20 protein-coding genes are annotated in these 22,466 nt (G+C 68.6%); 4 read left to right on the top strand and 16 right to left on the bottom strand.

Going from position 1 to position 22,466, the window contains the following annotated elements; genetic code table 11:
- Nucleotides 1-222: 222 nt before the first annotated feature.
- The 5 genes from QXK92_RS02495 to metH all read right to left on the bottom strand — a co-directional run bounded on the left by QXK92_RS02495 (nt 223) and on the right by metH (nt 7,132).
- The gene (locus QXK92_RS02495) at nt 223-1,599 is read right to left on the bottom strand and encodes an FAD-containing oxidoreductase (protein ID WP_306240084.1); all 1,377 of its coding nucleotides are present in this window, start codon (nt 1,597-1,599) and stop codon (nt 223-225) included.
- Entirely contained in the window at nt 1,596-2,078 is a 483-nt protein-coding gene (locus tag QXK92_RS02490) for a DUF4126 domain-containing protein (RefSeq protein WP_306240083.1), read from the bottom strand. The genes QXK92_RS02495 and QXK92_RS02490 overlap by 4 nt, the downstream gene beginning before the upstream one ends.
- 111 nt (nt 2,079-2,189) lie before the next feature.
- Nucleotides 2,190-3,035: an ATP phosphoribosyltransferase gene (gene hisG / locus QXK92_RS02485; RefSeq protein WP_306240082.1), complete on the bottom strand. Its 846-nt coding sequence runs from the start codon at nt 3,033-3,035 to the stop codon at nt 2,190-2,192.
- 2 nt (nt 3,036-3,037) lie between these two features.
- The gene (locus QXK92_RS02480; RefSeq protein WP_065132862.1) at nt 3,038-3,319 is read right to left on the bottom strand and encodes a phosphoribosyl-ATP diphosphatase; all 282 of its coding nucleotides are present in this window, start codon (nt 3,317-3,319) and stop codon (nt 3,038-3,040) included.
- A 51-nt stretch (nt 3,320-3,370) separates the two neighbouring features.
- Complete coding sequence (gene metH, locus QXK92_RS02475) at nt 3,371-7,132, bottom strand: methionine synthase (protein WP_306240081.1); 3,762 nt, start codon at nt 7,130-7,132, stop codon at nt 3,371-3,373.
- Nucleotides 7,133-7,567: 435 nt separating this feature from the next.
- Here metH and QXK92_RS02470 point away from each other — a divergent pair, with 435 nt between their 5' ends.
- The gene (locus QXK92_RS02470; protein ID WP_306244143.1) at nt 7,568-8,449 is read left to right on the top strand and encodes a PAC2 family protein; all 882 of its coding nucleotides are present in this window, start codon (nt 7,568-7,570) and stop codon (nt 8,447-8,449) included.
- Nucleotides 8,450-8,454: 5 nt separating this feature from the next.
- Here the strand turns inward: QXK92_RS02470 and QXK92_RS02465 are convergent, their stop codons facing one another.
- The 10 genes from QXK92_RS02465 to QXK92_RS02420 form a co-directional block, all read right to left on the bottom strand.
- Nucleotides 8,455-8,601, bottom strand: a complete 147-nt coding sequence (locus QXK92_RS02465) for a hypothetical protein (protein WP_306240080.1) — start codon at nt 8,599-8,601, stop codon at nt 8,455-8,457.
- Nucleotides 8,602-8,671: 70 nt separating this feature from the next.
- Nucleotides 8,672-9,886, bottom strand: coding sequence for an FAD-dependent monooxygenase (locus QXK92_RS02460; RefSeq protein ID WP_306240079.1), 1,215 nt, complete (start codon nt 9,884-9,886; stop codon nt 8,672-8,674).
- A gap of 9 nt (nt 9,887-9,895) precedes the next feature.
- The gene (locus QXK92_RS02455; protein WP_306240077.1) at nt 9,896-10,774 is read right to left on the bottom strand and encodes an SDR family oxidoreductase; all 879 of its coding nucleotides are present in this window, start codon (nt 10,772-10,774) and stop codon (nt 9,896-9,898) included.
- Between the two features lie 24 nt (nt 10,775-10,798).
- Nucleotides 10,799-12,034: a cysteine--1-D-myo-inosityl 2-amino-2-deoxy-alpha-D-glucopyranoside ligase gene (gene mshC / locus QXK92_RS02450; protein WP_306240075.1), complete on the bottom strand. Its 1,236-nt coding sequence runs from the start codon at nt 12,032-12,034 to the stop codon at nt 10,799-10,801.
- A 244-nt stretch (nt 12,035-12,278) separates the two neighbouring features.
- Nucleotides 12,279-13,091: a 3'(2'),5'-bisphosphate nucleotidase CysQ gene (locus tag QXK92_RS02445; RefSeq protein ID WP_306240074.1), complete on the bottom strand. Its 813-nt coding sequence runs from the start codon at nt 13,089-13,091 to the stop codon at nt 12,279-12,281.
- 31 nt (nt 13,092-13,122) lie between these two features.
- On the bottom strand, nt 13,123-13,938 hold the full coding sequence (locus QXK92_RS02440; protein WP_371934263.1) for an SCO1664 family protein: 816 nt from the start codon (nt 13,936-13,938) through the stop codon (nt 13,123-13,125).
- Complete coding sequence (locus QXK92_RS02435; protein ID WP_306240073.1) at nt 13,922-14,509, bottom strand: DUF3090 domain-containing protein; 588 nt, start codon at nt 14,507-14,509, stop codon at nt 13,922-13,924. The genes QXK92_RS02440 and QXK92_RS02435 overlap by 17 nt, the downstream gene beginning before the upstream one ends.
- A gap of 77 nt (nt 14,510-14,586) precedes the next feature.
- Nucleotides 14,587-15,282, bottom strand: a complete 696-nt coding sequence (locus QXK92_RS02430; protein ID WP_306240072.1) for a histidine phosphatase family protein — start codon at nt 15,280-15,282, stop codon at nt 14,587-14,589.
- Entirely contained in the window at nt 15,279-16,109 is an 831-nt protein-coding gene (locus QXK92_RS02425; protein WP_306244139.1) for an undecaprenyl-diphosphate phosphatase, read from the bottom strand. Before QXK92_RS02425 ends, QXK92_RS02430 begins: the two co-directional genes overlap by 4 nt.
- 70 nt (nt 16,110-16,179) lie before the next feature.
- The gene (locus QXK92_RS02420; RefSeq protein WP_306240071.1) at nt 16,180-16,482 is read right to left on the bottom strand and encodes a hypothetical protein; all 303 of its coding nucleotides are present in this window, start codon (nt 16,480-16,482) and stop codon (nt 16,180-16,182) included.
- Nucleotides 16,483-16,592: 110 nt separating this feature from the next.
- Between QXK92_RS02420 and QXK92_RS02415 the strand changes: the two genes are divergently transcribed.
- From QXK92_RS02415 to QXK92_RS02405, 3 genes are read left to right on the top strand one after another with little or no spacing between them, the layout of a single operon-like run.
- Nucleotides 16,593-17,627, top strand: coding sequence for a YncE family protein (locus QXK92_RS02415; protein WP_371934486.1), 1,035 nt, complete (start codon nt 16,593-16,595; stop codon nt 17,625-17,627).
- Between the two features lie 53 nt (nt 17,628-17,680).
- Nucleotides 17,681-17,887 carry a DUF5703 family protein gene (locus QXK92_RS02410; RefSeq protein ID WP_306244137.1) on the top strand — a complete coding sequence of 69 codons (207 nt, stop codon included), beginning with the start codon at nt 17,681-17,683 and terminating at the stop codon, nt 17,885-17,887.
- Between the two features lie 38 nt (nt 17,888-17,925).
- Complete coding sequence (locus QXK92_RS02405) at nt 17,926-19,011, top strand: quinone-dependent dihydroorotate dehydrogenase (protein WP_306244136.1); 1,086 nt, start codon at nt 17,926-17,928, stop codon at nt 19,009-19,011.
- Here the strand turns inward: QXK92_RS02405 and QXK92_RS02400 are convergent.
- Nucleotides 19,008-22,409, bottom strand: coding sequence for a PE family protein (locus tag QXK92_RS02400; RefSeq protein WP_371934485.1), 3,402 nt, complete (start codon nt 22,407-22,409; stop codon nt 19,008-19,010). The genes QXK92_RS02405 and QXK92_RS02400 overlap by 4 nt on opposite strands.
- Nucleotides 22,410-22,466: the final 57 nt, after the last annotated feature.

The following is a 22,466-nucleotide window of genomic DNA, read 5'->3' as shown; positions in this document are numbered from 1 at the left end:
AGCGGTCCCGGGCCAGGTTCTGATCTCTGACCGTGTGCTCCCGGCCTGGTCGAGTTTGGCATCCGTCCGCCTGCTGCTTGCGGGTGATCGCCCGTGCCTCAAGGGGGCACGGCCGGGCACGTCGCTTCGCCTACTAGCTAATTCTATTGCCGGACAAAGCACTTCGAACTTAGCGAGGCGATATCCGTCAAGCGATGGCAGCTCGGCGCAGCATTACGCGCGCTAGTCGAGCGGTGACATCTCCTGCAGCACCGTGGGAATGAGCTCACTGACCGTCGGGTGGATGTGCATGGTGCGCGAGAGCGTCGTGTAGGGCGCCTTGGCCGACATCACGTCCAGGACGCAGTGCACGGCCTCGTCGCCACCGACGCCGAAGATGGCGGCGCCCAGGATCTCATCGGTCTCGGCGTCGACGACGACCTTCATAAACCCTTGCGTTTCACCCTTTTCGACCGCTCGGCCGACCCGGGTCATCGGCCTCTTGCCGACCAGCACCTTGCGGCCGGCGGCGCGGGCCTGCTCGACGGTCATGCCGGCCCGTCCCAGCGGCGGGTCGATGTACAGCGCGTAGGTGGTGATGCGGTCGCTGACCCGGCGCGGATCGTCATCGAGCAGGTTGGCGGCGACGATTTCGAAGTCGTTGTAGGAGGTGTGGGTGAAGGCGCCCTTGCCGTTGCAGTCGCCCAACGCCCAGATGTGGTCGACGCTGGTCTTGAGCTGATCGTCGACCACGATGTAACCCCTGGCGTCGGTCTGTACACCGGCCGCCTCCAGGCCCAGGTCGTCGGTGTTGGGCTGACGCCCCACCGCAAGCAGCAGATGACTGCCCGCGACGGGATCTGCGCCGGCACCCGGAGTCAGTTCAAAACCCTTGTCCGTCTTGGCAAGTCGCACATCATCCGCACCGGTGACGACGTCGATGCCCTCGCCCTCCAGAATCTCGCGGATGGTGGCCGAGACGTCTTCGTCCTCGCGTGAAGCCAGCCGCGGCCCACGCTCGATGACGGTGACCGGGGCTCCGAACCGTCGGTACATCTGCGCGAATTCCAGCGCGATGTAGCTGCCGCCCACCACGACCAGGTGCTCGGGCACCGTGTCGAGATCCATGATGGTCACATTGGTCAGGTATTCGACGTCGGAGAGGCCCGGGATATTCGGGATCACCGCGCGGCCACCGACATTGAGGAAGATTCGCTCGCCACGCAGCAGCTGATCACCCACCCTGATGGTGTGTGGGTCCTCGAAGCGGGCGTGTCCGCGAATGAACGTGGTGCCGTCCATGCCGTCCAGCCATTTCTGGACACCGTGGCGGTCTTTGAGCATGATCTCGTCTTTGCGGGCCTTGACCCTGGCCATGTCGACGGTGACGGGCCCCGTTCCGACGCCGTAGTCGGCACCCCGGCGAGCCAGATGTGCGGCGTGAGCACTGGCAACCAGAGTCTTGGTGGGGATACATCCGTAATTCACGCACGTTCCGCCGACGTGCTGGCGCTCGATGACAGCGACCCGCTGCCCTGCCGCGCTGAGCCGCCCGGCAAGCGGCGGTCCCGCCTGACCCGCTCCGACGACGATAGCGTCGAACTGCTGCGCCTCCGTCACAGTGCGGCGGCCGCGGCGACAATGGCGAACGCACCGAGCACGGCGACGGCGTCTTCCAGCAGCGCGATGGGCAGGTCATGGCCGCCGTTCTTGGCTACCAGTGCGCGACGCGCCTGGTACCCGCCGACCGTGCCCAATACTGCGCCGACGATGCCGGCGCCCAGCGCGGCCCACTTATGCCCCCAGGCCGTGCCGATGACCGCAGCGGCGAAACCACCCATGATGAGGCGAACGGCGAACACCGGCGGCGCGGTGCGCGGCGGGGTCTTCGGCAGCTTGTCGTTCACCAGTTCGGCGACCGCGAGCAGACTCAGGATCACCACCGTCACCAGGTTTCCCACCCACGACGCCCATGTTCCGTGCAGATTGAGCCAGCTGAGAAAGACCGCCCAGGAGACCGCGGCGGGTGCCGTCAACGACCGCAATCCGGCGACGACACCGATCAACAGCGCGAGAAGAAGAACGAGAACCTGCGTCACAGCGATCCCTCCTGGGACAGACGTACAGCCTGGCGACGATAACGGGAAAGCCCCCGATTAACGCGGCGGTCCCAGCGGGGACGCTAACACAGCAACGGCTCTGGCGAGGGGTCAGAATCGGCAGAATCTGATGTCGGATGCCAGAATCGCTTTCGCTCCGATCGCGGCGAGCTCGTCCATGATTGCGTTGACACCCCGGCGTGGCACCAGCGCGCGTACCGCGACCCAGTCCGGATCGGCGAGTGGAGCGATGGTCGGCGACTCGAGTCCTGGTGTGATCGACGTGGCCTGCTCCAACGCCGAACGCGGGCAGTCGTAATCGAGCATCAGGTACTGCTGGCCGAAAACAACGCCCTGAACCCGGGCCACCAATTGATCACGGGCCGCGCTGGAGTGGTCCTGGGCCCGTTCGATCAACACCGCCTCTGAATCACACAGCGGCTCACCGAAAGCCACCAGGTTGTGCAGGCTCAGGGTGCGGCCCGATCCGACCACGTCGGCGATGGCGTCGGCCACGCCGAGCTGCACCGAAATCTCCACCGCGCCGTCGAGCCTGATCACCGTAGCGTCGATTCCCTTGGCGGACAGATCTTTTCGCACCAAATTCGGGTACGCGGTGGCGATCCGCTTGCCCGCCAGGTCGGTCACCGTCCACTCCCGCCCGGCGGGGCCCGCGTAACGGAACTTGGAGGATCCGAAGCCCAGCGCCAGTCGTTCGCGCACCGGCGCGTCCGAATCCAGCGCAAGATCCCGACCGGTGATCCCAAAGTCGAGTTCGCCGGAACCGACATAGATGGCGATGTCTTTGGGGCGAAGGAAAAAGAACTCGACGCTGTTGAGCGGGTCGATGACGGTGAGGTCTTTGGGATCGGTGCGGCGGCGGTAGCCGGCTTCGGAGAGGATCTCGCTGGCCGGCTCGCTCAGCGCCCCCTTGTTGGGCACCGCGACTCGCAACATGCTCACAGCTTCCGGTAGACGTCGTCGAGGGACAGGCCGCGAGAGATCATCAACACCTGCGTCCAATACAGCAATTGGCTGATCTCCTCGGCCAGCGCCTCGTCGGGTTCGTGTTCGGCGGCCAACCACACCTCGCCGGCCTCTTCCAGGATCTTCTTGCCCAATGTGTGTACTCCGGCGTCCAGAGCGGCCACGGTGGCGCTACCGGCCGGTCGGGTCCGGGCACGTTCACCGAGCTGGGCGAACAGCTCCTCGAAGGTCTTCACGACCAGCGATTGTTTCAGACGTTGACGTACCTGGCGTCGGGGTGGTGCAGCAGGGTCACGCCGACAGCCTCAGTCCTCCGGGTTGTAGCCGAGGTTGGGGGCGAGCCAGCGCTCGGCTTCCTGCAGGGTCCATCCCTTGCGCTTCGCGTAGTCGGCGACCTGATCCTGGGCCAGCCGGCCGACCACGAAGTACTGCGACTGCGGGTGCGAGAAGTACCAGCCGCTGACGGCAGCACCCGGCCACATCGCCATCGACTCGGTCAGTTCGATTCCGGTGCGCTCCCGGACGTCCATCATTTTCCAGAGCGTCACCTTCTCGGTGTGCTCTGGGCAGGCCGGGTAGCCGGGGGCGGGGCGGATTCCCCGGTATTTCTCACCGATGAGGGCCTCGTTGTCCAGCTGCTCGTCCGGCTGGAATCCCCAGAACTCCTTGCGGACCCGTTGGTGCATCCGTTCGGCGAACGCCTCTGCCAGCCGGTCGGCGATCGACTCCAGCAGGATCGCGCTGTAGTCGTCAAGGGCGGCCTTGAACTCCACGATCTTGTCCTGGCTGCCCAGCCCCGCGGTGACGGCGAAGGCCCCGACGTAGTCGGCGAGACCCGTATCTTTGGGGGCGACGTAGTCGCCCAGCGACCGGTTCGGGATGCCTTCGCGGTGCTCGCCCTGCTGACGCAGATTGTGCAACCTGGTCAGCACCTCGGTGCGGGTGTCGTCGGTGTAGACCTCGATGTCGTCCCCAACCGCGTTCGCCGGGAAGAACCCGATTACCCCGTTGGCAGTCAGCCACTTCTCCTTGATCAGGGTGTCGAGCATCTCCTGGGCGTCGTCGTACAGCTTGCGGGCGGCCTCGCCCGTGGCCGGGTTGTTGAGGATGTCCGGGAAGCGGCCCTTCATCTCCCAGGCGTTGAAGAAGGGCTGCCAGTCGATGTACTCGCGCAGCTCGGCGAGGTCATAGTCGTTAAACTCCCGCACGCCCAGGCCCTGGGCGGGCACCGGCGGCGTGTAGCCGTCCCATTCGATCGGCGTGCGGTTCGCGCGCGCCTTCTCCAGCGTCATCATCGGCCGCTCGTTCTTCTGGGCGTGCCGTTCGCGAAGGGACGCGTAGTCCTTTTCGGTGGCCTCCAACAGAGCCGGGCGCTGCTTGTCATCCAGCAGCGCGGCCGCGACCGGCACCGAGCGGGACGCGTCCTTCACCCACACCACCGGACCTTTGCGCCGCGGCGCCACCTTCACGGCCGTATGGGCGCGCGAGGTGGTCGCGCCGCCGATCAGCAGCGGGATCTCCAGCCCTTCGCGCTCCATTTCGACCGCGAAGTTGACCATCTCGTCCAAAGACGGGGTGATCAGGCCGGACAGCCCGATGATGTCGGCGTTGTGCTCCTTAGCCGCGTCCAGGATCTTGCTCGCGGGCACCATCACGCCGAGGTCGATCACTTCGTAGTTGTTGCACTGCAGGACAACCCCGACGATGTTCTTGCCGATGTCGTGCACGTCGCCCTTCACCGTCGCCATCACGATCGTGCCGTTGGTGTCCTTGGAAGAGACGTTGGATTCTTCCTTCTCTGCCTCGATGTAGGGCAGCAGATAGGCGACAGCCTTCTTCATCACCCGGGCCGACTTCACCACCTGGGGCAGAAACATCTTGCCGGAGCCGAAGAGGTCACCGACGACGTTCATGCCGTCCATCAGCGGGCCCTCGATCACCTCGATCGGGCGGCCGCCCGCGGCGGCGATCTCGGCCCGCAGCTCCTCGGTGTCCTCGTCGACGTGGGCGTCGATGCCCTTGACCAACGCGTGGGTGATCCGCTCGCGCACGGGCAGGCTGCGCCACTCGGCAGCGGCCGGGTCCTCGGATTTCTCCGTGCTGTTGAACCGTTCGGCGATTTCCAGCAGCCGTTCGGCCGCGTCTTCGCGACGGTTCAGGACGACGTCCTCGATGCGGTCACGCAGCTCGGGGTCGATCGAGTCGTAGGGCACCAGCGCACCGGCGTTGACGATGCCCATGTCCAGGCCGGCCTTGATGGCGTGGAACAGGAACACCGCGTGGATCGCCTCACGGACGGGGTTGTTGCCCCGGAACGAGAACGACACGTTCGAGATACCGCCGGAGATGTGCACCCCGGGAAGGTTCTCCTTGATCCAGGCGCAGGCCTCGATGAAGTCGATCCCGTAGGTCGCGTGCTCCTCGATGCCGGTCGCCAGCGCGAAGCAGTTCGGGTCGAAGATGATGTCCTCGGGCGGGAAGCCGACCTCTTCGGTGAGGATCCGGTAGGCGCGCCCGCAGATCTCCTTGCGGCGCTCCAAATTGTCGGCCTGCCCCTTCTCGTCGAAGGCCATCACGACGACGGCGGCACCGTACTTACGACACAGCTGCGCCTCGCGGATGAACTTCTCCTCGCCCTCCTTCATGGAGATCGAGTTGACGATGGGCTTGCCCTGCACGTTCTTCAGGCCCGCCTCGATGACCTCCCATTTGGAGGAGTCGATCATCACCGGGACGCGGCTGATGTCGGGCTCGGCCGCGATCAGCTTCGTGAAGCGGTCCATCGCGGCGACGCCGTCGATCATGCCCTCGTCCATGTTGATGTCGATGACCTGCGCACCGACCTCGACCTGCTGCAGGGCGACCGACAGGGCGGTGTCGTAGTCCTCGGCCTTGATCAGGTTGCGGAACCGGGCGGAACCGGTGATGTTGGTGCGCTCACCGATGTTCACGAACAGGGAGCCGTCGGTGATGTTGAGCGGCTCCAGGCCCGACAGCCGGGTGGCCACCGGGATCTCCGGCACCTCGCGCGGCGGCTTGCCCTCGACGACCTTGGCGATCTCGGCGATGTGCGCCGGCGTCGTTCCGCAGCAGCCACCGACCAGGTTGACCAGGCCGGCGCCGGCGAAATCGGCAATGTAGCCGGCCTGACGCTCCGGGGACTCGTCGTACTCGCCGAAGGCGTTGGGCAGGCCGGCGTTCGGGTAGCAGGAGACGAAGGTGTCCGCGATGCGTGCCACCTCGGCGATGTAGGGCCGCATCTCCGGCGCACCCAGCGCGCAGTTGAGGCCGACCGCGATCGGCTTCGCGTGCCTGATCGAGTTCCAGAACGCCTCGGTGACCTGGCCGGACAGCGTGCGGCCGGAAGCGTCGGTGATGGTGCCCGAGATGATGAGCGGCCAGCGGCGCCCGCGGTCTTCGAACAGGGTCTCGACGGCGAACACTGCCGCCTTGGCGTTCAGCGAGTCGAAGATCGTCTCGATGATGATGATGTCGGCCCCGCCGTCGACCAGTCCGTTGGCGGCTTCGAGGTAGGCGGCGACCAGCTGGTCGTAGGAGACGTTGCGCGCCCCGGGGTCGTTGACGTCCGGGGAGATCGACGCGGTCCGCGTCGTCGGCCCGAGGGCGCCGGCCACGTAGCGGGGCTTCTCGGGGGTGCTGAACTCGTCGGCCGCCTGACGGGCCAGCGCAGCGCCGGTGTAGTTCAGCTCGTAGGCCAATTCCTGCATGTTGTAGTCGGCGAGTGAGACCGCGTTCGCGTTGAACGTGTTGGTCTCCAGGATGTCGGCGCCCGCCTCCAGGTACTCCCGGTGGATTCCCTCGATGATGTGCGGCTGAGTCAGATTCAGCAGGTCGTTGTTACCGACGAGATCACTGGGCCAGTCCTTGAAGCGCTCGCCGCGGTAGCCGGCCTCGTCGGGCCGGTCCCGCTGGATCGCCGTGCCCATCGCACCGTCGATCACCACAATCCGCTCGCGCAGCGCTGCCGTCAGCGCTTCGGTGCAGTCGGGGCGGACGTTGGGTGCGAATTCTGTCGCGGCGATCGACTCAGAGGCGTTCACGTACATTCCTTCCTTAGCGGAAGGCGTCCTTGACTCCGCCGAGCGTGGCGGAAACCGGCCTGTGCGGACCCGGATCCGTTGCAACGCCTCTCGACGAGAGAAGTCTACGTCGTAGTACGACGTCTGGACGCCCAGCTCGACCCGATCCGTGTGCCGGTCGCGGCGCCGTTGAGCGTCAGCTCGCGGATCTTGTCGGCAATGTCCTGGTTACCTAGGTTAACCAGACTGCACCCGGGCGTATTTCGCCTCGTCCGCAGTCTCCTGATAAGGATAGACGACCTATGGATCGGAGTTCTCCGCGTTTTCGCCGAGATTGCCACCGCGGTCGCGGTCGAGGCCCGAAGCGCGACCACTGCGGCATTCTCGGCGAGGACGGGGGCTCCGGCACGGCCACGCCCGCACCGGCGCCGCTTGGTCACGCCGTAGGCTGACTGGGTGACTTTGCCGGATCCTGGGCCGGGTGACGACACGCTCCCCCAGCTGCACAACACCGTGGTGGTGGCGGCTTTCGAGGGCTGGAACGACGCCGGCGACGCGGCCAGTGACGCGGTGACGCACCTGGCCGCCATCTGGGATGCGCTGCCGATCGTCGAGATCGACGACGAGGCGTACTACGACTACCAGGTCAATCGCCCGGTCATCCGCCAGGTCGACGGCGTCACCCGCGAGCTGGAGTGGCCGGCGATGCGCATCTCGCACTGCCGGCCGCCAGACAGCGACCGCGACGTCGTCTTGATGCACGGGGTCGAGCCGAACATGCGCTGGCGCACGTTCTGCGATGAGCTGTTGGCAGTCATCGACAAGCTCAATGTCGACACCGTCGTCATTCTCGGGGCGCTGCTGGCCGATACGCCGCACACCCGGCCGGTGCCGGTCTCCGGTGCGGCCTACTCGTCGGAGTCGGCGCGGCTGTTCGGCCTGGAAGAAACGCGGTACGAGGGCCCGACGGGCATCGCCGGGGTTTTCCAGTACGCCTGCGTGGCCGCCGGAATTCCCGCGGTCACATTCTGGGCGGCGGTTCCGCACTATGTGTCGCATCCGCCCAACCCGAAGGCGACGGTGGCGCTGTTGCGGCGGGTCGAGGAAGTGCTCGATGTCGAGGTGCCACTCGGCGACCTGCCGACCCAGGCCGAGGCGTGGGAGCAGGAGATCACCGAAATGGCCGCCGACGACGAGGAGCTGGCCGAGTACGTGCAGTCGCTCGAGCAGCACGGCGACGCCGCGGTGGACGTCAACGAGGCGCTCGGCAAGATCGACGGCGACGCGCTGGCCGCCGAGTTTGAACGCTATCTGCGGCGACGCCGGCCGGGCTTCGGGCTGTAGAGCGGTCAACCAGCCGGCGGCACATTCCTGATTGTGAAGAACCCCGGCGGGGTCGGTGCGTGCTCCGTGCAACCCACCGTCAATGACGCAATCAGCACGGCGAACACCGCACCCAGCAGCCGCCGTGTCCGCACGCCCTTCACACGATTCATCGTCGGCACCTTTCGTTGCGGGACACGCACTATGTGAGGCCTGGAAAGGTGCATGCTAGCCGCGCACCGATTAGTCCGCTGCGCTTTCCCCACCTTCGTCGGACTCCGAGCCGGTGCGCAGCATCGCGACCACCGGAGAGGGCGGACCGACCAGCGCCGCGGTGATACGCCGGCTTACGGACGGGAGCCAGGCCAGCCGCAGCGCGGTGCGCCGGGTCCACAGCTGAAACGGCGAGCTGGGCAGGAACCGGTTGGCCGCGTCCCGTCCCGCTTTCTGCTTCTCCTCGATCTCCGGGCGCCACAGCTGCTCATAAAAGTCCAGCGCCCGTTCCACCGTCGACGTCCGGCGAAGCTGCTCGGCCAGCACATAGGCGGCGCCGACGGCCAGTGAGGCGCCCTGACCGGCCACCAACGAGACCGCCGCGCAGGCGTCGCCGATCAGCACCACGCGGTTCTTGTGCCAGCGCGGCATGACCACCTGCGCGACCTCGTCGTAGTAGATCTGCTCCGACGGGGGGCACCGCTGCAGTGCGTCAGGCACCAGCCAGCCCATGTCGGCATAGCTTTCCCGTATCGCGGCGCGGGCGTCGTCGGGCAGTCGTCGCTCCGCGGCGCGGTGCACCGCGAACACGGCCACCTTGCCGTTTCGTAGCCCGTAGAAGCCGATCTGCCGGTCGATGGTGTCGGTGAGGGCGACGTTGTCGCCGGCCGCCTCACGGATCGCGGGGGCGTCGAAAAGGAAAGCGGCGGTGTGGAATCCGAGGTACCTCAGATACTGCGCTTCCTCGCCGAACACCAACGCGCGCACGGTCGAGTGAATTCCGTCGGCTCCGACGAGCAGGTCGGCGTCGAGCCTGTCCCCGCCGGCCAGCGTGACCGTCACGCCGTCCTCGCGATCCTCGATGCCGGTGACGTCGGCTCCGTAGCGCAATTCGACGGTGTCGGGCAGATTATCCCGCAGGACCTTTTCCAGGTCGGGGCGCATCACGCTGCACAGGCGGCCGCGCAACGCCCGGTCGATCTTGACGTAGGAGACAGCGGCGCGGCGGCGCCCCTGCTGGTCGAACAGGCCGGCTTCGTCGAAGTTGTAGCCGACCGCCCGGATCGCCGGCAGCACGCCGATCGCCTCGGCTGCGTCGTAGCCGGCGCCGAAGAAGTCGATCATGTAGCCCTGTTCGCGGGGCCCGGCGGCGCGTTCGAGCACCACCACGTCGTTACCGAGGGAGGCCAGGCGCTCTGCGGCGGCCAGCCCGGCGATGCCCGCGCCGCAGATGACTACTTTCACGCTGGGCTGCTACTTCTCCAGCTCGTGGGTGTATGCGCTGGTGGATCGGCCCAGCGCGAGGACCTGAGCGTCCATCTTCGGCATCACTTCGGCCGCGGTCTTGAGGATCGCGGATTCGCCGATGCGCGTCGACAGCACCGGCTTGAGCCAGCGCATCGCCGCCACCCAACCGGGGCAATACACCCGAGTCTTGCGGCCCTCGATGCCCTTGACGAAGGCCGCGGCGCACTTGTTGACCGAAGTGGTCCTGTTCAGCGGCGGAGGCAGCTTGGACAACAGCTCGCTGAACGCCGGCAGGTCGCCCTTGGTGTCGCGGACCAGCGCGGTATCGATCCACGACATGTGAGCCGACCCGACCGTCACGCCCAGATGCGCGACCTCCAGTCGCAGCGCGTGGGCCAGATGTTCGACGCCGGCCTTCGACATGTCGTAGGGCACCATTCCCGGAGCCGCGGCGTAGGCGGCCAGCGACGAGACGATCAGCACGTAGCCGCGCCTGTCGATGATCGACGGCAGCGTGGCGCGCACCGTGTAGAACACGCCCATCAGGTTCACGTCGATCACCCGCTTTGCAGCCTCCGGGTCGACGGTGAGCACCGAGCCGTAGCTGGCGATCCCGGCGTTGGCCACCACGACGTCGATGCCGCCGAACTTCTGCACGGCCTGGTCGGCGGCGGCCTGCATGGCCGCCAGGTCGCGCACGTCGGCGACGACTGTCAGCACCCGGCCGTCGCCGCCGAGTTCGGCGGCGATCGATTTGAGCTCGGCTTCGCCCAGGTCGGTCAAGACGAGCTTGGCGCCCTTGTTATGCAGCCGGCGGGCGACCTCGGCACCGATTCCGCGCCCGGCGCCAGTGATGAAAATGACCTTGTCCTGCACCGATGTCATGGCGCAAAAGGTACCACCGCAGCCTTAAAGGCCGACTCCCAGCAGGGCGTCGACCGTGGCGGCCACCAGCGCGGGGGCCGACTCGTCGTGGCCGCCGTACTCCAGCGCGTCTGTCACCCAACCATCCAGTGCCGCAAGTGCTTTCGGCGTGTCCAGGTCATCGGCCAGATAGCGGCGGACGCGGCCCAGGACGTCGACGGCGTCGGGAGCGGCCGGCAGCGAGGTGGCAGTGCGCCAGCGGTGCAGGCGGGTGCGCGCCTCTTCGAGCACCTGCAGGCTCCAGGAGCGGTCGGCGCGGTAGTGCCCGGCGAGCAGGCCCAGTCGGACCGCCGACGGGTCGACACCCTGGGCGCGCAGTTGCGACACCAGGACCAAGTTGCCCCGGCTCTTGGACATCTTATGGCCGTCCCAGCCGATCATGCCGGCGTGCACGTAATGGCGGGCGAATCGGCGTTCGCCGCTGACACATTCGGCGTGGGCGGCAGTGAACTCGTGGTGCGGGAAGATCAGGTCGCTGCCGCCGCCCTGGATATCGATTTCGCTGCCGATCCGGCTCATAGCGATGGCGGCGCATTCGACGTGCCAGCCCGGCCGGCCCGGGCCGAACGGGGACGGCCAGCTGGGCTCCCCCGGCCGGTTCACCCGCCACAGCAGCGCGTCGAGTCCGTCGGTCTTGCCGGGCCGGTGCGGATCACCGCCACGCTGTTCGAACAGGTTCAGCATGGTTTCCCGGTCGTAACCCGATTCGTAGCCGAACTGCAGTGTGGCGTCGGCCCGGTAATAGACGTCCGGGTACTCGCCTTCGATGACGTACGCGGCCCCCGAGGCGACCATCTTCTCGACGAGCTCGACCATCTCGGGGATCGCCTCGGTCGCCCCGACGTACTCCTGCGGCGGCAGCACCCGCAGCGCCGTCATGTCCTCGCGGAACAACGCGACCTCCTGGTCGGCGAGCTCGCGCCAGTCGACACCGTCGCGCTCGGCGCGCTCGAAGAGCGGGTCGTCCACGTCGGTGACGTTCTGCACGTACCGAACCTCGTGGCCGAGGTCGAGCCACAAACGGTGAATCAGGTCGAACGTCAGGTAGGTGGCGGCGTGGCCGAGATGCGTCGCGTCATAGGGCGTGATGCCGCAGACGTACATGGTGGCCGTGCCGCCGGCCGAAACGGGGCGGATCTGCCGGTCAGCGGTGTCGTAGAGCCTCAGTTCGGGACCGCGTCCGGGCAACGCCGGGACCGGCGGAGGAGACCACGACCGCATGCGTCGACTTTAGGCCCGGTGACGATGCGCCCCGCACAGCGGGGCGCTGAGAAGCCGGGCAATCGGTCTAGGCCCGGTGACGATGCGCCCCGCACAGCGGGGCGCTGAGAAGCCGGGCAATCGGTCTAGGCCCGGTGACGATGCGCCCCGCACAGCGGGGCGCTGAGCGGGTGTGCGCCCACCGTTTCTACTGTGCGGGCACCGATGCGATTGGGCAGGAAATGCACCGTGGCCGCACACCCGGTTACCACCACGACTGGCGGATGGCCTCGAGCAGGATCGGCGCCAACTCGGCGCGGCACATCACGAAGTCGGGCAGGTAGGGATCGAGCTGGTTGTACATCATCGGCGACCCGTCCAGGCGCGACACGTGCATTCCGGCGGCTTGGATGACGCCGGCCGGAGCGGCCGAATCCCACTCCCACTGACCGCCGGCGTGCAGGTAGGCGTCGGCAACCCCGTCGATAATCGCCATGGCTTTCGCGCCCGCCGAGCCGATACGCACCAGTTCGATGTCCAGGATCTGCCGGATGCGGTAAAGGATGGCCGGCGGCCGGGTGGCGCTGACCGCGATCCTGATGACGTCGGGAATGCCGACGGGCGCGGCGTTCGCGGTGACGGTGTCGCTGCGGTAGACGATGTTGCCGCGGGCCGGCAGTGACACCGCCGCGTCGGTGATCTGCCGTACTCCGTTCGCGGAACCGGTCGCGGATCCCCCGGACGAACGCTGCCACAGCGCGATGTGTACCGCCCAGTCGTCACGCCCGCGGGTGGAGAACTCACGGGTGCCGTCCAGCGGGTCGACAATCCACACCCGGTCGGACTTCAGCCGAACCAGATCGTCGTGAGCTTCCTCACTGAGCACGGCATCTCCGGGACGTTCGGCCCTCAGCCGGCGCAGGATCAGCGAATTCGCCAGGCGGTCGCCGGCGTCGCCCAATTCCCACGGATAGTCGAACCCGACCTCGTCACGCACCTTGAGCAGCAGCTCCCCCGCCTCGGCGGCGAGGTCAGCGGCCAGCGCGGCATCGCTCTGGTCACGCGCGCCCGGGTTCACCGCCCCAGTATCGCCGACGGCGGGCACCCGCTCAGAACGCCGGCCAGGGAATAGGGCGACTGCGGTTGGGTCCGGGCATCACCGGATCCTCGAGTAACACCTGGGTGCGACGGATCAGCGCCGCGATTTCAGCGCTGGTGATCAGGCCCCTGAGTTCGGCGGCCAGCGGGCCGCACAGCGCGTCGGCCAACTCGGCCACCGGCCCCATCGTGGAATCGTCGATCGGCTTGCCGGCCCAACCCCACAGCACGGTGCGAAGCTTGTCCTGGACGTGCAGGCTCACTCCATGATCGACGCCGTAGACATTGCCGTCGACGCCGTAGAGGATGTGGCCGCCTTTGCGGTCGGCGTTGTTGACGAGGATGTCGAACACCGCCATCCGGCGCAGCCGATCGTCGTCGGCGTGCATCAGCACCACCTCGTCGCCGGCGTAGTCGTAGGCGCGCAGTACCGGGAGGTAGCCGGGTTGCGGTTTGCCGGTGGGGAACAGATCGACCAGGTCGGGACCTGGCCGCGGGTCGGAGTCGGCGGCGTCGCCCGGTTGCTGCACCCACAGCTGCAGCATTCCCGGACCGGCCGGGCCGTCGCGAATGATGGTGTGGGGCACGATGTTCCAGCCCAGCTGCGTCGACACCAGGTAAGCGGCCAGCTCGCGGCCGGCCAGCGTCCCGTCGGGAAAATCCCACAACGGCTGCTCGCCCGAGACGGGTTTGTAGACGCAGTGCACGCATCGAGAATCGAGCGACGCCTCGCACAGGAAGGTGGCGTTGCTCGCCGACCGGATCCGTCCCAGGACAGTCAGCTCGCCGTCGCGCAGCACCTCATGATGGTCATTCCTCGGCGTCATCACTGGACCCGAAGAGCGCCTCGCGCCGGTAGCCGTTGGTGCGCGCGCAGATGTGACCCTCGGGGTCCAGCGGTTCCTCGCACAACGGGCACGGCGGCCGGCCGGCCGAGATGACCCGGTTGGACCGGGTGGCGAACTGCCGCGCCGACTCCGGCGTCAGGAACACCCGCACCGCGTCGGGGCCCTCGTCGGTGTCGTCGAGCACCACGGAGGCGTCGAATTCCGCATCGGTGACGGCGAGCAGTTCCACGACGACGGTCTGCGCTTCGGAGTCCCAGCCGAGCCCCATTGTGCCGACCCGGAATTCGGCGTCGACCGGCATGATCAGCGGGTTGAGATCTTCCACTTCGGTCGGCTCGGGGGGTACCGGAGTGCCGAAACGACGGTTGACTTCGAGCAGCAGCGCGCCGATGCGTTCAGCCAGGACCGCAACCTGCTGCTTCTCCAGGACCACCGAGACGACCCGGGCGTCGTGCACCGCCTGGATGTAGAACGTGCGGTTCCCGGGCTGCCCGACGGTCCCGGCCACGAAACGGTCGGGTGTACGGAATACGTGAATTGCGCGGGCCATGGCACCTCCAAAATACCGTGCAGACGCTGGCACCGTGCGCTTCGTCCGGCAGTGCCGGACACCGCCGGGCGTGTCGCCTAGTTCGTGGAGCCGCCGACAACCGCGTCGCCGGAGGGCTCTTCCTTCGCTTCCGGCGCCGGCGCGGCGCGCAGGCCGGCCGACAACCGCGCGCCAGTGTGGTTGACATGCAGCACAAATGGACGCAGCGGGGTGTAGCGGATCACACTCACCGACGCAGGGTCGGCGTTGACCCGCTGGAAGCTGTCCAAGTGCATGCCGTAGGCATCGGCGATCAATGACTTGATGACGTCTCCGTGGGTGCAGGCCACCCACAGCACGTCGCCGCCGTGCTCCTCGCTGAGCCGGCGATCATGCTCGCGAACGACCGCGACCGCGCGAGCCTGCACCTGCGCCAGTCCCTCACCGCCGGGGAACACCGCGGCACTGGGATGGGCCTGAACCACCCGCCAGAGGGGCTCGCTGACCAACTCGCTCAGCTTGCGGCCGGTCCACTCGCCGTAGTCGACTTCGGCGAGCTGGTCTTCGATCACCGGCTCGATGCACAGCGCCCGGGCCAGCGGTTCGACGGTGCGGCGGCAGCGCAACAAGGGCGAGGACACCACCGCCCGGATGGGCAGGTCACCGATCCGGTCGATCAGGCCGGCCGCCTGCTCGCGGCCCTTGTCGTCGAGGTCCACACCCTCTGACCGGCCCGCCAACACACCCGCGGTGTTGGACGTTGACCGGCCGTGACGCAACAACAGGACCGTCATGTCGCCGCGACCGTCCCCGTCGCCAGCAAAATCAGCACCGCGCTACCGACGACCACGCGATATCCGACGAACCAGAACATGTTGTGGCGCACCAGAAAACGCAGGAACCAGGTCACCGCCGCCAAGCCGATCACGAACGCGATCAAGATAGACACCAGCAGCTGTGCCCCGGTAGCGCTCATTCCCTCGGTGACGGGCCGAAACGCGTCGGGCAGGGAGAACAACCCCGAGGCGAACACCGCCGGGATGGCCAGCAGGAAGCCGAAGCGAGCGGCCAGTTCGCGCTCCATCCCGAGAAACAGCCCCGCGCTGATCGTCGAGCCCGAGCGTGACACCCCCGGCACCAGCGCCAGACACTGGGCGCTTCCGACGACGATCGCGTCGCGCCAGTTCAGCTGCTCGATGTCGCGGTTGCGGCGTCCGAGGTATTCGGCGAGTGCGATCACCGCCGAGAACACCACCATCGCCGTGGCCACCACCCACAGGTTGCGCACCTCGGAGCGGATGACTTCCTTGAAGAGCAGCCCGAGCACGCAGATCGGGATGGTGCCGATAATGACGTACCAGCCGAGCCGGTAGTCGGCGTTGCGCTGCGACTTGACGAATAGTCCGTTGAACCAGGCGCGCAGGATGCGCCCGATGTCGCGGGCGAAGTAGACCAGCACCGCGGCTTCGGTGCCCAGCTGGCTCACCGCGGTGAAGGATGCGCCGGCGTCGCCGCTGAAGAAGATTCGCGACACGATGTTCAGGTGCCCGGAGGAGGAGACGGGCAAAAACTCGGTCAGACCCTGCACCACCGACAAGACGATGACTTGCCCCCAGGACATCGGCGCTACCGCAGACACGACGACGACCGTACCTGGTGCGGTGAAGAAGCGCGGCCGCGCCGCGGCCGGGCTAGCGCGAGACAGGCACCGCGCGGGCCACCGCATCGCGCACTGCGGCGGCTAAGCTGCGCTCGTCGGTCAGGTCGATATCGAGCACACTGCGCACGGCGCGCGCGACGACGTCTTCGGCCTGCGGAACCGGTGCCACCAGGTGCGGCCGGTAAATTTCTACGACGAGAGACCGGTGTTCGATATGAAAGGAAAAACTGCGCCCATCTCCGACTTGCCCGTACCCGCTGGCGAAAATGCCAGGCGTCATGTCCTCGACAGCAAACTCCTGGTCTGCGGTATGCCGGTCATCGGTGACGGTCATGGGCTGAGAATACCTCCGCTACACCGATTTACACGTCACAGATGGCGAAATTGAGCGCGATAACGTTCCTTAGAATTTTATATGCGTCTTGTAGATACGGGAGATCTGGATTGCTGACAACGCGAAGAGCGCTCTTTAAACAGCGCGTTGTTATTTTGGCGAGTTTGCTCGTAACGGGTTGGGTCGGTTCGGGGTGCTCGTCGAACCCGCTCAGCTACACGCCACCCACCATCGAACCCGCGCAGCCGGCCGTCTCCCCACCCGCCTCGAACCCCGCGGGGGTGGTGCAGTCTCTGGGCGGCCGTCCACAAAGCGCCTTCTTCGACGGCGACTCGCGGCAGTTGGTGGTTTTATCCCCCGGCGATGACCCCGGCGGACCGGGCAGCATCGCCGTGCTCGGACCGCGGGGCGCTGCGCGCGTGATCACGCTGCCCGGGCCCGCCACCGCCATGACCGGCGACGGACACGGCACGGTCTATCTGGCGGGACGTGACGGCTATGTCACGGTGGCCCTGGCCACCGGGCAGGGCGTCAGAACGACCGTCGCCGGCGGCCAGGAATTCACCGCCATCGCGCGCCGCGCCGACGGCAGGCTGGTGCTGGGTAGCGCCGACGGTGCGGTGTACTCCCTGGGCGCCGACGGGTCGGTGGCCAATCGGAACAAGATCTTTGCGCGGGTGGATGCCCTTGTCGCGCAAGCAAACACGACGGTGGTGCTGGATCGTGGCCAGACGTCGGTGACGACGATCGGCCCCGACGGCCGTGCCGCGCAGTCTCTGCGGGCCGGCGAGGGCGCCACCACGCTGGCCGCCGACTCGCAGGGCAGGGTGCTGGTGGCCGACACCCGCGGCGGGCAACTGCTGGTCTACGGGATCGATCCGTTGATCCTGCGCCAGGCCTTCCCGGTACGGCAGTCGCCCTACGGCTTGGCCGGGTCCCGCCAACTGGCCTGGGTGTCCCAAACGGCATCCAACACCGTCATTGGTTACGATCTGAGCACCGGAATACCCGTGGAAAAGGTGCGTTACCCAACCGTGCAGCAACCGAACTCGCTGGCCTTCGACGAGGCGTCGGACACCTTGTACGTGGTGTCGGGCTCGGGCGCGGGGGTGCAGATCATCGAACATGCTGGGGGCGCGCCGTGAACCCGGGGCCCGCGCCGCGGTGGAGCCGGTTGCCTGCCGGGTGGGAAGCCGACATGTCCGAGGAGTACGAGTGGGTGCCGTTGCGGCTCCCCCCGGACGTGACCCGGCTCAGTGCATCCACCCGGCTGTCCATCGAGGCCGAGTACCGCGGCTGGGAATTGACCAGGGTGCGGCTCTACACCGACGGAAGTAGGCGAGTATTGTTGCGGCGCAAGAAGGCTCGCATGCAAAACCGGTTGTCTGAGCAGCCGGAATCGTGACTGGAATCGTGACGTCGGCACCATCGCACTCACACCGGATGTACGGCCTGCTGCGAAGCCTGCTCTTCCAGGTGCCCGCTGAACGCGTCCACACCCTGGTATTCGCGGGATTGCGCGGTGTCACCGCCGCGGCTGCGGTGCGCCGCCGGATGAGCCACTGGCTCGGCCCGACCGACCCGGTGCTGGCCAGCACGGTGTTCGGGGTGCGCTTCCCCGGGCCGCTCGGGCTGGCCGCCGGATTCGATAAAGACGGAACAGGGCTATCCGCCTGGGGCGCAATGGGTTTCGGGTACGCCGAGATCGGTACCGTCACCGCATACGCGCAGCCGGGCAATCCGGCGCCGCGGTTGTTCCGGCTGGCGGAGGACCGGGCGCTGCTCAACCGCATGGGTTTCAACAACCACGGCGCCGGCGCGCTGGCGGCACGGCTTGCCCAGCACGTTCCCGATGTGCCCCTGGGCGTCAACATCGGCAAGACCAAGAAGACCCGACCCGAAGATGCCGTCAACGATTACCGTTGGAGTGCAAGGCTATTGGCGCCGCTGGCGTCCTACCTTGTGGTCAACGTCAGCTCACCGAACACTCCCGGGCTGCGCGACCTGCAGGCCGTCGAGTCGCTGCGTCCCATCCTGTCCGCCGTCCTGGCCGAAGCGTCGAACACCCCGGTGCTGGTCAAGATCGCTCCGGATCTGTCCGACTCAGACGTCGACGACATCGCTGACTTGGCCGTCGAGCTCGGACTGGCCGGCATCGTGGCCACCAACACCACGATTTCACGCGACGGCCTGCGCACACCCGACGTGGCCGCACTGGGTGCCGGCGGCATCTCCGGGCCACCGGTGGCGCGCCGGGCCGTGGAGATTCTGCGCCGGCTCTACGACCGGGTCGGCGACCGACTGGTGCTGATCAGCGTGGGCGGCATCGAGACCGCCGACGACGCTTGGGAGCGCATCACCGCAGGCGCCTCGCTACTGCAGGGCTATACCGGGTTCATCTACGGCGGGGGCCTGTGGGCCAAAGAGATTCACGACGGTATTGCCCGCCGGCTGCACGACGGCGGATACGCGTCGCTGAGCGATGCCGTGGGGTCGGCGGTGGCTGGACGGGAGAAACCGGCGGGTTAACCGGCGGGGACACCGCCACCGCCGCCGGCCCCCGGGCCCGCCGCACCCGACGGGGCACCCGCCCCACCCGTGCCGGCACTGCCGCCCGAGCCGCCCTTGCCACCGGTGTTACCGACGGCCGGACCTCCCGGGCTGCCGCCGTTGCCGCTGGTCCCGACGCTGCCGAGACCTTGGCCGCTGCCTCCGGTGCCACCCGTGCCGCCGCTGCCTCCGGTGCCACCCGTTCCGCCGGTCCCTACCGCCGCGTTGGCGCCGGCTCCCCCAGTACCACCGACGGACGCATCGCCGCCCCGGCCTCCGGCGCCCCTGCTGTTCTTGGTGCCGTCGCCTGCGCCGCCGTTGCCGCCGTTGCCGCCGTCACCACCGGTTCCGCCGATGCCGCCGTTTCCGGCAGCGCCGGCGCCTGCGCCTGCCCCGCCCACTCCGCCGGCACCGGCAGCGCCGCCGGCTCCGCCGCTGGCCCCGCTCCCGCTGACACTGCCGCTGCCACCGTTTCCACCGGTGCCGCCGGTCCCACCCTGACCGCCGACACCGCCGCTGCCGCCCGCGGCTCCGCCCGTTCCGCCCGCACCGGCGACACCGCCGGCACCGCCTTTTCCGCCGACAGCACCGTTAGCAGAGCTGTTGATGGTGCTGCTGCCGCCCAGACCTCCTGAGCCGCCGTGGCCACCAGTACCCCCGGATCCGCCCTGCCCGCCACCGACCCCGCCGATGCCCGCCCCACCGTCGCCACCCTGGCCTCCGGCGCCGCCGACGCCGCCCTGCCCACCGGTGGTAGGCGTGGCGCCCCAGACGCCGGATTGACCGGTACCGCCGGCGCCTCCGGTGCCACCCGTACCCCCCTTGCCTCCGCTGCCACTGGCCCCGGCAGCGCCGCCATCGGTTCCGACCCCGGCGGCGCCGGCGAGGCCGCCGGTGCCGCCTTTGCCGCCGCTGGCTCCGTTGGCGTTGACCCCGGTGCCGGTGTTGCTGCCGCCGGCGCCACCGATGCCGCCCTGGCCGCCCTGGCCGCCTCTTCCGCCCTGGCCACCGCCGATGCCGTTGAAACCCGCACCGCCGTCACCGCCCTGGCCACCAGCGCCGCCGGCGCCGCCCTGCCCACCGGCGCTTGGCGTGGAGCTCGAGATGCCGGCTTGGCCCACGCCGCCGGTTCCGCCCGTGCCGCCGAGTCCGCCCTTGCCGCCATTGCCGGTCGTGCCTTGCGCTCCGCCGTCGATTCCTTGACCGGCGGCACCGGCGGTACCTCCGGTTCCGCCTTTGCCGCCGGCGCCCCCGGTCGCAGTGACTCCGGTGCCAGTGTTGCTGCCGCCGGTACCGCCGATGCCGCCCTGGCCTCCGATGCCTCCCTGACCGCCCTGGCCACCGCCGACGCCGCCGATCCCCGCACCACCGTCACCGCCTTGCCCGCCGGCGCCCCCTTGACCACCCTGCGCACCGGACGCGGGCGCAGTGCCCGGGTCCCCGGCCTGACCGGTGCCGCCGATGCCGCCGACGCCCCCTACCCCGCCCTTGCCGCCCGTACCGACCACACCGCCCGCGCCGCCGTCGACTCCACGACCGGCCGCGCCGGCAGTGCCGCCGGTACCGCCCTGTCCTCCTGCGGCACCGATGCCGCCGTTGGTACCGGTGTTGGCCCCGCCGTCACCTCCGGCGCCACCCGGGCCTCCGATGCCGCCCTGACCACCCTGGCCACCGCCGACGCCGCCGATCCCGGCACCACCGTCGCCGCCCTGCCCGCCGGCGCCGCCCTGACCACCGTGCGCGCCGGCCGTCGGCGTGGAACCCGCGGTACCGGACTGTGCGCCACCGCCCGCTCCACCGGTACCCCCGGTGCCACCCTTGCCACCGGCACCGCTCAATCCGTCCGCTCCGCCGTCTGTTCCGGAACCGCCCACTCCGGCGGCGCCACCGGTACCGCCCTGTCCTCCCGCAGCACCCATCCCGGCTTTGGTTCCGGTATTGGCCCCGCCATCACCGCCGCTACCACCCTGGCCGCCGGCCCCGCCCTGGCCACCCTGACCGCCGCCCACACCGTTGATCCCGGCACCGCCGGCACCACCCTGGCCGCCGGCGCCGCCCAGGCCGCCTTGCATACCGTCGGTGGGAGCGGTCGCGCTGCTTAAACCGGTTGCGCCGCTGCTGCCTACACCACCGGCACCTCCGGTACCGCCGACGCCACCCCGGCCAGCACCACCGGCCGCAACGAGTCCTGCACCCCCCGCACCGGCCGTACCTCCGGTACCTCCGCTGCCGCCCTGCCCGGCCTGCGCCCCAGCACCCACCGCAGCGCCACCGGCCCCACCCATGCCACCGGTCCCGCCGGTTCCGCCCTGGCCGCCGATGCCGATCAACGCCTGGCCGCCGGCTCCCCCGGCACCCGCAGCGCCGCCGGTAGCGCCGGCGCTGCCCTGCTGACCGGCAGAGCCCACACCACCGGCTCCGCCGTCACCACCGGCCCCGCCGTGGCCGCCGAAACCGAGCACCCCGCCGGTACCGCCCGCACCTCCGGTGCCACCCGTCCCGCCGTTCATGCCGGGCACGCCCGCAGCTCCGGCACCACCGGTGCCGCCGGCACCGCCGGCGCCGACCAACGCGGCCGTGCCGCCGTCTCCTCCGACACCCCCTATCGCGCCAACACCACCGGCACCGCCGGCACCCCCGGTACCGAAGAACGTCCCGGCCCTGCCGCCGCTACCACCGTGGCCACCGCTGCCGAGGGGATCCGCACCTCCGGTGCCGCCTTGTCCGCCATTGCCGAGCAGTAGGGCTGAACCGCCCTGGCCCCCGTACCCGCCGGCACCGCCGGTTCCGCCGGCACCGCCAGACCCGAGCAGCCAGCCGCCGTTGCCGCCTCTACCGCCGACCGCGCCGGCGCCCCCGGTACCACCGCTTCCGCCATTGCCGATCAGCCCGGCCGAACCGCCGGCCCCACCGGGAGCACCCGCGTCGCTGCTGCTGCCCCCGTTGCCTCCGTTGCCCAGCAAGATTCCGCCGTCCTGGCCGGGCTGGCCCATCGCCCCGCTGGCGCCGCTGGCGCCGTCACCGATCAACGGCCGCCCCACCAGCGCCTCGGTGGGCGCGTTGATCACGTTGAGCACGGTTTGGAGCGGCGACGCGTTGCCGGCTTCCGCCGCGGCGTATGTGTAGGCGCTGTAATCCAGCGTCCGCACGAATTGGTCGTGGTAGGCCGTCAATTGAGCGCTGAGCAGCTGATAGTCCCGGCCATGTCCGGAGAAAAGCGCGGCCACCGCGGCCGAGACCTCATCGGCAGCCGCCGCCAGCACGGACGTGGTCGAGGCAGCAGCAGAGGCGTTCGCCCAGCGCAGAGAAGCATCGATATCAGCGATGTCAGCCGCTGCAGCCGACAATGCCTCCGGACCAGCCCACATAAATAACATCTCTTGGAACCCCTTCGCATGAGTGCATTGCGTGGCCCGGCCACTGCTCCAGCTACG

Source organism: Mycobacterium sp. TY815, assembly GCF_030755135.1.
Taxonomy (GTDB): domain Bacteria; phylum Actinomycetota; class Actinomycetes; order Mycobacteriales; family Mycobacteriaceae; genus Mycobacterium.
This window is presented reverse-complemented; position numbering and strand designations above follow the sequence as displayed.

Coding starts and splice junctions, on each gene's coding strand:
- QXK92_RS02425 (WP_306244139.1), bottom strand. CDS start 16,109: ATGTCCTGGGGGCAAGTCATCGTCTTGTCGGTGGTGCAGGGTCTGACC.
- QXK92_RS02455 (WP_306240077.1), bottom strand. CDS start 10,774: ATGACATCGGTGCAGGACAAGGTCATTTTCATCACTGGCGCCGGGCGC.
- QXK92_RS02435 (WP_306240073.1), bottom strand. CDS start 14,509: ATGGCCCGCGCAATTCACGTATTCCGTACACCCGACCGTTTCGTGGCC.
- QXK92_RS02405 (WP_306244136.1), top strand. CDS start 17,926: ATGTACGGCCTGCTGCGAAGCCTGCTCTTCCAGGTGCCCGCTGAACGC.
- QXK92_RS02440 (WP_371934263.1), bottom strand. CDS start 13,938: ATGACGCCGAGGAATGACCATCATGAGGTGCTGCGCGACGGCGAGCTG.
- mshC (WP_306240075.1), bottom strand. CDS start 12,034: ATGCGGTCGTGGTCTCCTCCGCCGGTCCCGGCGTTGCCCGGACGCGGT.
- QXK92_RS02420 (WP_306240071.1), bottom strand. CDS start 16,482: ATGACCGTCACCGATGACCGGCATACCGCAGACCAGGAGTTTGCTGTC.
- QXK92_RS02465 (WP_306240080.1), bottom strand. CDS start 8,601: ATGAATCGTGTGAAGGGCGTGCGGACACGGCGGCTGCTGGGTGCGGTG.
- QXK92_RS02410 (WP_306244137.1), top strand. CDS start 17,681: ATGTCCGAGGAGTACGAGTGGGTGCCGTTGCGGCTCCCCCCGGACGTG.
- QXK92_RS02430 (WP_306240072.1), bottom strand. CDS start 15,282: ATGACGGTCCTGTTGTTGCGTCACGGCCGGTCAACGTCCAACACCGCG.
- QXK92_RS02400 (WP_371934485.1), bottom strand. CDS start 22,409: ATGTTATTTATGTGGGCTGGTCCGGAGGCATTGTCGGCTGCAGCGGCT.
- metH (WP_306240081.1), bottom strand. CDS start 7,132: ATGTACGTGAACGCCTCTGAGTCGATCGCCGCGACAGAATTCGCACCC.
- hisG (WP_306240082.1), bottom strand. CDS start 3,035: ATGTTGCGAGTCGCGGTGCCCAACAAGGGGGCGCTGAGCGAGCCGGCC.